Source organism: Cyclobacterium sediminis (assembly GCF_054781075.1).
The window spans coordinates 457351-470994 of record NZ_BAAGVC010000044.1 but is presented as its reverse complement, the minus strand read 5'-3'; the positions used below and the strand labels follow the sequence as shown (position 1 = coordinate 470994).

At 37.2% G+C, this 13644-nt stretch carries 10 protein-coding genes; 3 read left to right on the top strand and 7 right to left on the bottom strand.

Annotated elements, in window-relative coordinates; translation table 11 throughout:
- The first annotated feature begins 221 nt into the window (after positions 1-221).
- Entirely contained in the window at positions 222-839 is a 618-nt protein-coding gene (locus tag ACYVHJ_RS23840; RefSeq protein WP_460520258.1) for a deoxynucleoside kinase, read from the top strand.
- On the opposite strand, the gene ACYVHJ_RS23835 is transcribed toward ACYVHJ_RS23840, so the two are convergent.
- Positions 836-1480: a DUF7255 family protein gene (locus ACYVHJ_RS23835; RefSeq protein ID WP_460520255.1), complete on the bottom strand. Its 645-nt coding sequence runs from the start codon at positions 1478-1480 to the stop codon at positions 836-838. The two genes, ACYVHJ_RS23840 and ACYVHJ_RS23835, sit on opposite strands and share 4 nt — an antisense overlap.
- A gap of 460 nt (positions 1481-1940) precedes the next feature.
- Here ACYVHJ_RS23835 and ACYVHJ_RS23830 point away from each other — a divergent pair, with 460 nt between their 5' ends.
- Together ACYVHJ_RS23830 and ggt are read left to right on the top strand one after the other, a co-directional pair.
- Positions 1941-2279, top strand: a complete 339-nt coding sequence (locus ACYVHJ_RS23830) for a hypothetical protein (protein ID WP_460520252.1) — start codon at positions 1941-1943, stop codon at positions 2277-2279.
- Between the two features lie 66 nt (positions 2280-2345).
- Complete coding sequence (ggt, locus tag ACYVHJ_RS23825) at positions 2346-4049, top strand: gamma-glutamyltransferase (protein ID WP_460520249.1); 1704 nt, start codon at positions 2346-2348, stop codon at positions 4047-4049.
- Positions 4050-4096: 47 nt separating this feature from the next.
- On the opposite strand, the gene ACYVHJ_RS23820 is transcribed toward ggt, so the two are convergent.
- From ACYVHJ_RS23820 to ACYVHJ_RS23795, 6 genes are all read right to left on the bottom strand, one after another.
- Positions 4097-4387: a DUF6958 family protein gene (locus tag ACYVHJ_RS23820; RefSeq protein ID WP_460520246.1), complete on the bottom strand. Its 291-nt coding sequence runs from the start codon at positions 4385-4387 to the stop codon at positions 4097-4099.
- A gap of 125 nt (positions 4388-4512) precedes the next feature.
- Positions 4513-5523 carry a S41 family peptidase gene (locus ACYVHJ_RS23815; RefSeq protein ID WP_460520243.1) on the bottom strand — a complete coding sequence of 337 codons (1011 nt, stop codon included), beginning with the start codon at positions 5521-5523 and terminating at the stop codon, positions 4513-4515.
- Positions 5524-5623: 100 nt separating this feature from the next.
- Positions 5624-6400 (bottom strand): hypothetical protein, encoded by a 777-nt coding sequence (locus ACYVHJ_RS23810; RefSeq protein ID WP_460520240.1) that lies wholly within the window; start codon positions 6398-6400, stop codon positions 5624-5626.
- A gap of 234 nt (positions 6401-6634) precedes the next feature.
- Positions 6635-8059 (bottom strand): hypothetical protein, encoded by a 1425-nt coding sequence (locus tag ACYVHJ_RS23805; protein WP_460520237.1) that lies wholly within the window; start codon positions 8057-8059, stop codon positions 6635-6637.
- Between the two features lie 153 nt (positions 8060-8212).
- A complete protein-coding gene (locus ACYVHJ_RS23800) occupies positions 8213-9931 on the bottom strand; it encodes a RagB/SusD family nutrient uptake outer membrane protein (RefSeq protein WP_339903888.1) in 1719 nt (572 codons plus the stop codon).
- A 46-nt stretch (positions 9932-9977) separates the two neighbouring features.
- Positions 9978-13100, bottom strand: a complete 3123-nt coding sequence (locus ACYVHJ_RS23795) for a SusC/RagA family TonB-linked outer membrane protein (protein WP_460520232.1) — start codon at positions 13098-13100, stop codon at positions 9978-9980.
- Positions 13101-13644: the final 544 nt, after the last annotated feature.

The window sequence follows — 13644 nt, the reverse complement described above, 5'->3', positions numbered from 1 at the left end:
TCAGGTATAAATATTGTATTTAAAAGGTTTAGGTAATGGAAAATTAATCGAGTATAATCAACCATTTGGATCTAGTACCCGTTGAACGATAATCAATTAATAAAATATTGGCTAGATTCCCCAAAAGTCAACAGGAAAATTCAATTTTAGATTAATTTTATGTTATGGTAATGGTATAGGATAGGGTTTATATTCAAAACAATAAAAAACAAGTAAAAATTATGCATATCGCAATCTCAGGAAATATTGGAAGTGGAAAAACCACCTTGGCATCAAAACTAGCTGCTCATTATGGTTGGCAAATTGAATTAGAATCAGTAGAGGAAAACCCTTATTTGTCGGACTTTTATGGAGACATGCCAAAATGGGCTTTTCATTTGCAGGTTTACTTCCTACATAGCAGGTTCAATCAAGTGAAAAGAATTCAGGAAAATGCAAATTCCACCATTCAAGATAGAACGATCTATGAAGATTCCCATATTTTTGCTACCAACCTTTATGAGTCAAATTTGATCAACAAGAGGGATTATGAAAACTACAGGATGCTTTACCACTCCATGGTAGATTATATCAATCCTCCGGATTTATTGATTTTTTTGAAGGCAGACATACCCAAATTGGTAGATCAAATTGAAAAGAGAGGAAGAGAATATGAACGGAGCATTCAAATTGCTTACCTAAAAAACTTAAACAACCTCTACGAAGATTGGATCTCGGGCTATAAACTCGGAAAACTCCTAATCATAGATGTGAATGACATGAATTTCGTCCATAATCCTGAAGATTTTTCCACCATTGTTGGCAAAATTGACCGGGAAATTTTTGGCTTGTTCAACTAATCCATTTTTCTAACAAGCCAAGAACCTACAGATTTTAAGGTTTCTCTGTTTGGTCGTAACAATAATTTATCGATTCGTTGCAACTTACCTCCCAACATAAGGTTTTCATAAGCAGGGATCCTTATAAGTTTGTACCCCATTAACCTGCTGATCAAGTCATATTGAAGATCATTGTATGCGTTTAACTTCCACCCTGCAGCTCCATTTCCTGAAAGGTCGGGTGATATTTCTGATTTTCCAAAGCATCTTGAGGCTATTGGTGGGCCATTCCAAATCCTGTCCTGAGCTCCTGACAAAAGACATTCTCTTTCAAAAGTTCTGCACATGCGCAAATAACTGCCATGCCAAGAAAAATTAAATGTATCGTAAACATCTGATTTTAAGGTTTTTAGCCTGTATCTGTTGAAATGATAAGCATCATCAAAAAGAAATAAAAACTTCTCTATTTTAAAGTCAAGCTTCAATTGATTCAGTAAGGGAATATCACCGGCCCCATTTAAATCATTGTATCCATCTGAAAGTAACTTTTCTCCCTTTCCTTCAATCAAATTTCTTTTAAAGGGAATATTGATATCCGTTTCACAGCGAATTTCAATCTCTTCTAAGGCATTAATTAATTGATCCGTTTTTTGTTGATGCATTAGCTAACTCTATTAATATTTAGGGCGATCCATAAAACATGGAAAGGCTATTCATTTTCAATCCTTTCTTTCAAATTAGGTTTTGAACCGGGAAATGTGGTTTTAGTGGACATATCGTAACCTATCCACAGCATAATAACCAAAAAAACGATTCCAAAAATGAGAAAAATCAACTTGTTTCTATTCATCTCTACTTTGAATTTATTTGCAAAACTAATCAAGTATTTAAATAAAAAGTTCCATACAATTACATACTTTTTGGGCAATTTAAAACTACAAACATGCAATGATTACTGTCAAACTTAAAAGTCTAACATTCGTATAATTGAAGATTATATGAAAAATTTTCTAATAAAATGTAAAATCATACCTTTCCAGCCCTATTTTTGCATTAGAGTAATGTAACTAATTATTCATTGCTTAAATTTTGGCCATCACTGCTTTCAACAGAAAAAATTTTATGTATAAACAGATCAAACCCGATATGATTTATCATTATTTCGATCAGGATATAGAACTTATCCATGAAATCATAGAGTTGGTTTTGGAACTGAATGTACAAGACTTAAGGACTTTATTGCCACTTTACGAGTCAGGGAAGTTTAATATAATCAAAAAGAAATTTCATAAGTCTAAGCCCGTATTTAGTCTACTGGGAGCCAATTTGGTAAATAAAAATATTAATGCGCTGGAAAAAGAGATTACCAATAATTTCCCTGAAATTTATCCGGAATTTTTAAAGTCTTTGGATGAACTGGAACAAGATCTACACTCCTTCCTAAAAAGTACACCACATTAATTTCCTATTTCTTCAATACAGTATATTTTTCAATAATTAATTCAATCGACAGATTTACAGTTATTAATGACAAACCTATCTTATCCATCACAAAATCAGGCCTTTATATTTTTTCTATTACTGGTATTTGGGTTTTCTTGTAAACCGCAAAAACACCAAACAGGACTATTAGTAGATAAGGCTATGGTGGTCAGTGCACACCCATTGGCTTCAGAGGTAGGCAAAACTATCCTTCTGAAAGGTGGCAATGCAGTGGATGCAGCCATCGCAGTGCATATGGCACTTGCCGTAGTATACCCTCAGGCAGGAAATATTGGAGGTGGGGGCTTTATGGTCATCAGAGAAAATGATGGTACTGTTCATTCTTTAGATTATCGAGAGAAGGCTCCAATAAATGCTGACAAAGACATGTACCTTGATGCAGAAGGCAATGCCTTACCAGAAAAAAGTCAAAATGGCCATTTGGCTTCGGGAGTACCCGGAGCAGTAGATGGAATGGTCAGGGCTTATGAAAAATTTGGTTCACTTCCTTGGGAGCAATTGATAAATCCAGCAATTAAACTTGCTGAGAAGGGTTTTGAATTATCCGAAATAGAGGCCGATTTTTTTACAGCTTATGCAAGTAAACTGAAAAAATATTCTACAATAGACCCTACTCATTTTACTGCAACTTCATTTAAAAAAGGGGATCTCTTAATCCAAAAAGACCTGGCGAGAACCCTCACCTATATCCGAGACAAAGGAAGAGATGGTTTTTATACAGGAGAAGTGGCCGATCTATTAGTAGAAGAAATGAAAAGAGGCGGTGGAATCATCAATCATCAAGATTTAAACCAATATAAGAGCAAATGGAGAGCACCATTGAGAGGCTCTTATAAAGACTATGGCATTATAACCATGGGTCCTCCAAGCGGCGGCGGAATAATATTACTTCAGATGTTAGGTACAATAGCAGATTATAAAGTTTCCAATAGCAAAGATAAATTTGTTGATTACCTACATTTAAAAACAGAAATAGAGCGAAGAATATTTGCAGATCGAGCAGCTTATATGGCCGATTCAGACTTTTATCCAGTGCCCATCAATCAATTAATTGCCAAAAACTATTTATTAGAAAGATTTAAAAATTTCAACCCTGATATGGCTACACCATCATCAGAAATTAAAGAGGGAGAAATCATTCAAGAAAGTGAAGAAACCACCCATTTTTCTATTATTGACCCGGATGGAAATGCCGTTTCAAGTACAACAACCTTAAATGGTAACATGGGGTCCAAAGTGTTGGTCGCAGGTGCAGGCTTTATCCTCAACAATGAAATGGATGATTTTTCTATCAAACCGGGATTTCCAAATATGTTTGGTGTGCTGGGAGGAGAGGCCAATAAAATTGAACCTGAGAAAAGGATGCTTAGCTCCATGAGTCCCACTATTTTAGAGAAAGATGGTGAGTTATTTATGGTTGTAGGTACGCCAGGTGGATCCACAATTCCAACATCTGTATTTCAGACCATTATCAACGTGGTTGAATTTGATATGGGAATGCAACAGGCGGTTGACGAACCTAGGTTTCATAGTCAATGGAAACCCGATTTAATCAGCTATGAGAAAAGCTTTTCTAACAAACGTTTATTTGAAGATTTGAGAAAAAAAGGCCATAGGCTTACAGAAAGAGGCTCAATCGGAAAAGTCGATGCCATTTTGGTACGTGAGGATGGCACTTTGGAGGCAGGGGCTGATTCCCGAGGGATGGATTCAGCGGCAGGATTTTAACTAGTAAACTCATTGCCAAACTCATCCTTCGCTGCTTTGAAAATAATTCATGCTTTTTTGGCGCACAATCTTACATAATGTGGGCTTTTTCCCGGAATCCTTTCAATTATATTTCTAGCCTCCAAATCCAGCTTTACCGATACCAAATACCAAGGAATTGATCCCTCAAAATCATCCTTCAAGGAGGTAATGGCCAATTCATTAAGTTCCTTATAGGAAATTTCTTTTCTGTCTTGAAGCGTTTTTAAAATAAATTCACGGATTACAGTATACTTAGAGGTCAAGATATTTACCCCTTTCTTACCTTCCGGGTGCAATGTTAATAGTCTATCTTCCATAAAAGATAAAGTTATTTCTCAGGATTTATTTAGGATTGTAATCACTTCATAAAGTTATAAAATCCTAATAATCTTTTTAGTACCCTCTATAATTTATAATGAACTATAGAGATAAAACCGGGTACTCATTCTATCCCATGTTGTTGCAATAAATAATCCAATGCCTTTTCCACAACAAGGTCTGTGTTATTATTTACAGTATATTCTGTATTCTTAACATAAATTTCAGGCACATGACCAATACCGTCTAAACTGCGTCCATTGGGTAATAAAAATTGCTGAATGGAATATACATACCTCCACCCATTGAGAAGAAATCGCATATTACTTACCGTAGAAAAGTCACCGGCTGTGGTATCTCCTATTTGAATGACCTGATCAAAAGCCTTCATATGTAGCAAGAAAACTTCACCTGCACTGATGGTTTTTCTGTCCGTAAGTACAATAACGGGCTTAGTGTATGAATTGTCACCATCAAATTGAGTATAGTATATATTCTTCTCATCAAAATCATTATAACCTTTTCCATTCCTAGTCTGTACACTATATATTTCGTGAACTCCATCAGAAAAGGCTTGAGCAATTCTTGCTGAATACCTGTCATCTCCCCCACTATTTTGTCTTAAATCCAAAATAATGGCTTCAGTATTTTCAAAGTTTTTAATTATTTCATCCATTACTGAAGGATTATCACCATCCATGGTACCCAAATAAATGTAGCCTATATTTTTGTCTTTGACTTTCCCAAAGAAGAGTTCATCTTCTGACCCCACCTCGGTTTTGTTAGCTATATACTTTGAGAGTAATAATTCAGGGCTAAATTCAGCTGTAGACTGCTCATTGAGCGCATAGCCGGATTTATACTTAATGTTTCCATTGTAGAGTGTTGTATGGCTGTCGTCTAAGTGTTCCACCATTTCCGTCATTACTTTCCAAAGTTCCTCATCAGAAAGATCATCGGTAACTTTTGGGCGATAAATTTGATACAGCTGTTTCCAATTGATCCCTCTCACCTCAAAGAGACTGTAATGCCGGTCGAAATCATTCCATAAGATTTCAAAATTTTGCAAAGGACTATTGGGTGCCTCTTCACCTAAAATTACCTCTTCACAGCTATATAAAAAAATGGAAATCATTATTAACCAAAGGTTTTGACGCCTCACAGAAGTATGATAATTAATAGTCAAGGATTTTATTATTTTCTTAATATTAACTTTAAGAAAGCCTGTCATTAGCTTAAAATTTTAAGGTTATTCCGCTTTCGGCAGACATTGTCATCCGCTTGAATGAGTGTAAATTGTTTACTTTTTGGAAGGAAATTGAATAGGCCAAGTTCCAAGCCAAACGTGGTGAAATTTGGTAGGCATAAACCAAACCCCAATCCAAGCCTAAATAATGACCTAAAGAGGCAGGTTCTCCTTGAAGCATAATTTTTACGGGATTATCCTGATTCTCTATTATAAACTCATCGATTCCATTGTAAGGAGGTCTTCCTAAAAATTGGACTATCGGTATGTCAAAAGAAGTTTGCATGCTATGTCTGTCATTAATCCTTTGGGTCAACAAACCCCTAATTGCCATTCCTTGAGTGGAAGTATAACTAAATGCATCTAAATCATTCCATTCAATAAAAAAAGCATTGGTTTCATAAGCTCCTCCCAAATAAATGTCTAAGGATTCACTATTATTTTTTATTCGAAATAAGTATTCCACGTCAATATTAATGTCTAAAAAAGTATTGGTAAATCCACTTGTTTCATTGGAACGCATCTCTCCTGCTCCATAGGCTACTGATATCCCAAAAATATTTTTACCTATTCTCCGATAAGAAAGGCCGTATTGAATTCCTGATCCTTGATAGTGTAAGGGGGATAAAGCATTGTCTTTTAGATAATTTCCTTGATACCCTGCCCTAATACTAAGGAGTTTGCCTGCAGACTCAATTAAATCCTGCGCTTTTACTATACCCCCCAATAGGAGAAAGCAAAAAGTATAAAAGAGAAACTTTTTCATTTTAGAATAGAAAGTTTTTAAAAATATTCCCGGTTAATAATAAAAAGACAACTATGAAGGGGAACACCCTTGGTCGACTTACGAAATATTTTAAAATATAGATATGGTTAAAATTAACTTCTCCTCAGAAGTAAAATACCACTTGCATTAGTTACACAAAAGAAGCTGGAAAACTATCTTTAAAAGAGGGTCAATAAAAAAACTTCAAAATGAGAAATAGAAGGCAGCTTAGAATTATTTTTTTAATAGATCATTAATGGCCTTCATCAATACCCCTTCTACTTCAGGAGCAACATTCGATGCGCGCTCACTGACCTCATACCCTCCTTTTTCATAAGCCAATGAGGTTCCAATATACCCCATACCAAGATCGCCATAAGCGGCCATGGTTACAAATAAATCCGTGCGACTTGCTTTAGCGGCAAGTTGATATTCTACAAAAAGTTCTCCGGGCATATGTAAAATTCTAGCATCATTAAGACTTAGGCAACTGATATCAATGGTTTTACCCGTCTGTGTCCTACGCAACCATGCCATTTTTCGTGCGATTCCACTATTTTTCTTTAGTAGCTCGTTGCTTAATTTTAACTCCTCTTGTATTTTAAACAAATAGGGAGCCGGAGGCAAAGCCACCTTTTCTACTGACCAAGAAACATTGGCAGCAGTTATAGGTTTTTTCTTTGTAGTCTCCCAAGCTTTTTCCATTCCATTTGCCAAACGTTGCGCAAAAACAAGTCTGTTCTCATGGGATCCATCATTGTATTTACCTGCAGCAATATTTCCTCCTGCCCCATTAAAATGTATATGAAGGGCATCAGGAACAGCCAATTGACGAAAAAATCTGGCAACCCCTACAAAATCAGGGTTAGGAATACCTGTACGGTAATAACTCTGTGGATGGGTCGCATAATAACTCATAATAGCGACCGGCTTGTTTTCATTCCAAAAACTAATAAGCGATAGTTCAGGGTCAATCAGCCCTTCAGGTTCGGCACGTATATCAGGATCTTTAGTAGTAGACATTCTCGTAACACGTACTTTACCATCATGCCCATAAATATTTCTATTTGAAGCTACTCTATCAACAATTGCTTTACCAATACCTAAATGTGTTACAGGTTGTGGAGACGATAAAGCGCTTTTAACAGCCACTGTTAAACGTCTAAGCGCTTCACGAGGAAATGTTCCATCAAAGTTGGTAGGGTTAATTATTGCCGGATCTATCCCCGCTTCCAAAAGAATTTGCTCTGCTCCTGCATCAAACCTTGGGGCATCGTGCTGATGCAAAACATTCACTGAAATCCGCTCCGGCGTAGACCCAACAGCTGCCGCCAATGCTCTCTTAAATTCATCCATGCCTTCATTACCAATGGCAAGCCAATCTATGGAACATAAAACTATAGGTAATCCAGCTCCTTGTAACACTATTCCTTTAGCCCTTAAACCTAGATCCCATTTGTTTATAGAAACATCATAAGCCAAAGGACTTCCTACCGGAGGGGTAACATCTATATCAAAAGTGGACAAACGAAGCCCTTCTTGTGGGTTTTTCTGGCATTCACTATGGCTGTAGGTTTCCCCTTCTACTTTGAGGATAGAAAGATAAAAAAGAGAAACCACCAAAAGTAATAGGGGAATACCATTATTAAAACCTTTCATACTTTCTAAGAATTTAAAATTCAATACCTTTATTTATTATAAAAAAAATGGCTACACTCTACCAAATAGAATATAAAGGGGAGAAACCTTAAGTTTCTCCCCTTTAATGTAGCATTTAATTGATTCCAATTAAAATTATCTTGGAATATAAATTTAGTAGCCGGGATTTTGAGGGAAATTAGCATCTACATTTAGATCAATCTGTGCCTGAGGTATCGGCCAACGGAAATTATGTTCCTCAATAGCTGCTCCAGGAACAAGAGGGTTATCGTTGTATTTACGAACCCTTTCTAAAAGTTTACCGGTACGTCTCAATATTAATAGCCTCCATTCTTCTCCGTACAATTCTCTTACACGTTCATCCAACAAGAAATCCATATCAATATCGGATGCAGAGACAGGAGTTGCATTGGCACGTTCTCTTATTCTGTTCACATCTGCTGCTGCCAAGGCATTATTGCCCAACTCTAAATTTGCCTCGGCTCGAATTAGCAAGGTTTCAGCAAAACGCAATGCATACCAATCTTTGTGCGTAATCCCTCCTCCTGAACGGTTAGGCTGCAAGAAATAATTTAAAGGATCAGTAAATTTAGTATGGATAGGGAAAATAATTTTAGTAGAATCCGCTATTGGGTCAGGTCTTGGTGGATCATAAAGGCTGAAGTCGATTTTTTGTTTGTCGAAAGCTGACTCAGGATTATCATAATAAAAATTGCGTTTTAAATTATGTTCAGCATTCCTGATATCAATGTCCCAATTGTCCTGCCATACTCCATAATAAACCAGACTGGTTCCTCTCCCATTTGCAGTTGGCCGACCAAGACTATCGGAATACCCCGTATACAAGCCATTATATAGTTCTCCTTGAAAACCTTTTTTTCCATCAGGTGTAAGCCCGATATCAAAATAACGTGGTCCAAAAATATAGGCACTTGCTATTTGTCCTCCGCCGATTATAAAAGGCTCCACTTGAATGACCCACATTGCTTCCTTATTTTCCGGAAGATTATGATTTCCAAAACCAAAAAGGTCAAAAAACACATCTCCGGAGCCCCATACATCGTTGCCAAGCTTTGTTCCAAAACGGCTTAACATCAAATCGTAATCATAATCTTCAATAACATTTGAAGCTGCTTCTACGGCATTTTCGAAATCATCCTGTTCAAGGTAGGTTTCTGCCAGGTAATGCCAAGCAGGTCCTTGGGTAATTCTTCCCGGAGCATCTTCTTCGCCCGGTTTAGGTAAATTATTGGCGGCATATTGAAAATCTTCAACCATCAAGTTATGAATGTCTGCTACCGGGTTTCTAATAAAATCCGCTTTAGCAGAATTGATAGGCTCTGTCAAAAGTGGAATATCTCCATAAGTAGAAACCAAATATCTGTAGGCAAAGCCCCTAAAAAAGCGGGCTTCTGCGATGTACTTGTTTTTACCTGCTTCACCCTCTGCAAACACTTCAGGATCGGCGCTTTCCACCCTATCAATCAAAACATTTGCCCATTGGATAATTTCAAAACCTACATTCCATGTAGCAATCACATTTCGCCAAACAGGAGTCATGTCAGTATAGGAATTCAAATAAGAACCTCCAGGGCCGGGGGTTTCACCATTGTAACCAATATCTGAGCCATGTGTAGCCCAATTCATCACCCCAAATTCACCAAATGAATAATAGGCAACCCGAACACGGTCATGAATAGCAGTTATACCTTGCAAGGCACCTGCTTCAGTTAAGTATGCATTGTCCGGTGAAAGAAAATCCAGTGGTTTTTCGTCCAGAATATCATCATTACAAGACGGAAATATAAACAGCACAACCGCAGCCATCAGCAAAGATTTAACTGCAAGATTTTTTATATTTATTTTCATCATTTTTTTTATATTTTTCAGGTTTTACTTAATAAAATAAGTTGAACGCTTATAGGCTAAGGTTCAAACCTAGAATGAAATTCCTCATCAGTGGGGTATCACTTACACCTGTTTCTGGATCCCAGCCTTGCCAGTTGGTCCACACATAAGGATTTTTACTGGAGATATAAACCTGTGCAGACTGCAAATTTAATTTATCCAAAAAGCTTTTATTGAAAGTGTAACCAAGAGAAATATCCTGCAACCTTACAAAACTTCGGCTTTGATAAATTCCACTTTGTCGAAGGGGTACATTGTAAATCCCTGTTGTATTGGCAGTTGGATTTCCCGGGGTCCAATAGGGGTTTACCGCTGAATTGTTTCTTCTATCAGGAAAATAAAAGAGGGGATTTATGATGTCAGCATTATTAGCTTGGTAATAGTTTTTACCGCCTTGTATTGAGTTGATAAAAACAGAGAGGGTAAAATTATTGTAGGTAAAGCTATTGTTTAAACTAAACCTGTAGCTGGGAGATTCATAACCAATTACCTTCCTATCGTTGGTAGGGTCAATTTCCCCATCTCCATTCAGATCCACATACCGAAACTGGCCCGGATACCATCCATTCAGGATATTGCCGCTAAAAAACTCTTCTTCAGTCCAAACTCCTCCAGCCATTTCATAATCATAAATCGCACTGAGTGATTCACCAACAAACCATCCATTACCAATGTCATTGTCGTCCTCTCCTCCATACAATTTGGTGATCTCATCTCTATTGAGCGCAAAAGTGAAATTGGTTTCCCACCTAAGAGGTCCATCCATATTGATCGATCGTAAATCAAACTCAATTCCTTTATTTTTCAAACCTCCAATATTTGTCCAGATATTGGCATAGCCTGCAGCCCTGGGGAGTTGTCTCAAAACCAGAACATCTGTCGTTTTTGCGGTATACGCATTGACCGTACCTGTAATCCTGTTCTGCCAGAAACCAAAGTCAAGTCCAAGGTTATAAGAAGTAGTGGTTTCCCATGCCAAGTCTACATTACCCAGGTTACTTGGATACAATCCAATGGCTGTAGATTGACCATAAACATAATAGCGCGTACCCATCCTGGACAAACTTGAATACCTACCAATTCCCTGATTACCGTTCATACCATAAGATGTTCTCAACTTTAAGTAAACATCGGTATCATTAAGGAAAGGCTCATCGGTAAGCACCCATGCTAAAGACGCTGAAGGGAAAGTTGCCCATTTATTTCCTGCCCCAAATCCTGAAAAACCATCTCGTCGAACGGTACCTGTAAACATGTATTTGGATAAAAAACTATAATTGACACGAGCCATATAGGAAAGGCTATTTTCTTCGTAAGCTGAAGAACTTCCTGTGACAACTTCTGCCAAACCAATATTATTATAACCAAGGATTTCATTTTCAAAACCGGAAGCTGAGAGGGTTGAAGCATTTCCTGTTCTACCCTCCCTGCTAAATAGGAATGTTCCATTGACTTGGTGATCTCCAAAAGTTCTAGAGTAATTGATAATATTATTAAGGTTCCAATCCCTCGATTCCGAAGGGTTTTTAATGGCTAATCCCCTGTTTGAAACTCCGGATGGGGTTGAACTCGAATGGAAGGTATTGTTGTTTCTATTGGAGTAAACGTGGGAATAATTGAATTCATAATTAAGTCCTTCTATCCAAGGAACCGAAACCTTTAGCCGACCAACAGCAAATAATTCATTGGTAATGTCTGAATTGTCAATGTATTGGTACACCAGTGGATACGGTTGAAACAACTCGCCTCCCAGGTAAATATCATAATTGGGTTCTCCTATATAATTGTTCACCAAAGGACTTGCCACCCGAGCATTGCTTAGGCTGGTTGGAATCCCTGAATTATCCCTCGTGCTGTAACTTGCATTCAAACCAAAAGTCAGCCAGTCGGTAATCTCACTTTCTACATTACTACGCAAAGTGATTCTTTTGAACTTGTCATTAATCTGTATTCCTTCCACATCAGTAAAGGATCCTGAGACGTAATAAGTAGAGCGATCCGTCATCCCTTGAAGGCTCAGGTTGTAATTTTGCATGGGCGCCTTTTGTAAGACTTGATCTACCCAGTCGATTTCGTTACCCGCCAAGTAATTCTGTTGCTCTTCATAAGTTTTCAGATAAGATCCTACTATTTCGGGGTTGCTTAAATCAGGTCTTTGGGGTCTACCTTCCGCACTGGTTGGGTCGGTTTTGTACCAAGCATAAACCTTACTTTGATGGTCCCAGTCTACTAGGCGGTTGGCAAATTCATTAGCATTCATCACCCGCATAGGATTGTTGGTCATGTCCTGAAAACCAGTGTACATTCCAAATGAAATGATAGGTTTTTCAGTTTTCCCTTTCTTGGTAGTAATCAGTAAAACACCATTGGCCGACCTGGAACCATATACTGCCGCAGCACTTGCATCCTTAAGTATATCTATTGATTCTACGTCATTTACGTTGATGTTAGAAATACTTCCATTATAAATTACTCCATCTAAAACGATCAATGGACCATCAGATGCAGATAGAGAGGTCCTACCCCTAATGGATATATCAGGCTCACTAGATGCACCGCCTCTTCCTTCAAGATTCACACCGGCTGAGGCTCCAATTAATGCCTGAAATAAGTTTACATTGGCTTGATTGGATTTATCCTCCATATTAATTCGAGCAACAGACCCTGTCAAATCACTCTTCTTTGCCGTTCCATAACCTATGACCAAGACCTCATCCATGGAAGTCACATCCTCTTCCAAAACAACATCCAATACCGTTCTATTTCCTATATCAATGTTTTGGGTAACGTACCCAATATAGGAAAAAGATAAAGTTGATCCCTCCGGTACGGTAATGGAGTATTTCCCCATCAAATCAGTTGCTGTTCCTGTGGTGGTACCCGGTACGAACACTGTAACACCTGGAATGGATTCACCGTTAGCATCAGTAACGGTACCGCTAACGGTAATGTCCGCAAAAACATTTTCACTAGTTGAAAAGCGATTGTTTTCAACCTTTTTAGAAGTTTCATTCTTTGGGTCAGACACTGGCATTTTTCCTATGCCATAAGCCGAAGACACCAAATGAAAGGAAAAAACGAGAATTATAATCCCAGCTTTCGCGATCAAAGTCTCTTGTAGTGGTCTATTCATCTTTCAGGGTTTTAGTACAACAATTTTTTATAATCATAATTAAACATATTTAATTCTTTCATTCATTAAGTTATGAAAATTATTAATTACTTAACTCAATATCAAGAGACTTATATTATTTTTATTTTAAGTGGTGAAATAGAAAGAGTTTCGGACATATATTCTTTTGAAATTTTACCTACCCTTTTGGAAAAAGGACAAAACTATCTTACCAAATTTCAGTTGCAAAGCATTTAAATACCTTGATAATATCTGATTTTATGACAATGAGAATATTGCGCAGGTACATCTTTCTAATAATAAACTGACTTTATTTAAGTTTGAACTTATCTAATTCTCCAATTCAACACCACCACTTACAATTTTAGGTGTTTTCAAATTAGAAAACATGAATCTTAATAAGAGGAATTACTTTTAATTACTGTAGTTTTGTTTCTTTCGGAATTAGTTTAGCAGAATATTCCTTACCAGCCACCTATTCCACATATTAGCTATTAAGGAATACAATCCATTAAGGAAAAATTTTCACCTTTTAATGATCTTG

Bases quoted from the DNA above. Each gene is read 5' to 3' on its own strand.
- ACYVHJ_RS23840 (WP_460520258.1), top strand. From the start codon at position 222: ATGCATATCGCAATCTCAGGAAATATTGGAAGTGGAAAAACCACCTTG.
- ACYVHJ_RS23835 (WP_460520255.1), bottom strand. From the start codon at position 1,480: ATGCATCAACAAAAAACGGATCAATTAATTAATGCCTTAGAAGAGATT.
- ACYVHJ_RS23830 (WP_460520252.1), top strand. From the start codon at position 1,941: ATGTATAAACAGATCAAACCCGATATGATTTATCATTATTTCGATCAG.
- ggt (WP_460520249.1), top strand. From the start codon at position 2,346: ATGACAAACCTATCTTATCCATCACAAAATCAGGCCTTTATATTTTTT.
- ACYVHJ_RS23820 (WP_460520246.1), bottom strand. From the start codon at position 4,387: ATGGAAGATAGACTATTAACATTGCACCCGGAAGGTAAGAAAGGGGTA.
- ACYVHJ_RS23815 (WP_460520243.1), bottom strand. From the start codon at position 5,523: ATGATTTCCATTTTTTTATATAGCTGTGAAGAGGTAATTTTAGGTGAA.
- ACYVHJ_RS23810 (WP_460520240.1), bottom strand. From the start codon at position 6,400: ATGAAAAAGTTTCTCTTTTATACTTTTTGCTTTCTCCTATTGGGGGGT.
- ACYVHJ_RS23805 (WP_460520237.1), bottom strand. From the start codon at position 8,059: ATGAAAGGTTTTAATAATGGTATTCCCCTATTACTTTTGGTGGTTTCT.
- ACYVHJ_RS23800 (WP_339903888.1), bottom strand. From the start codon at position 9,931: ATGATGAAAATAAATATAAAAAATCTTGCAGTTAAATCTTTGCTGATG.
- ACYVHJ_RS23795 (WP_460520232.1), bottom strand. From the start codon at position 13,100: ATGAATAGACCACTACAAGAGACTTTGATCGCGAAAGCTGGGATTATA.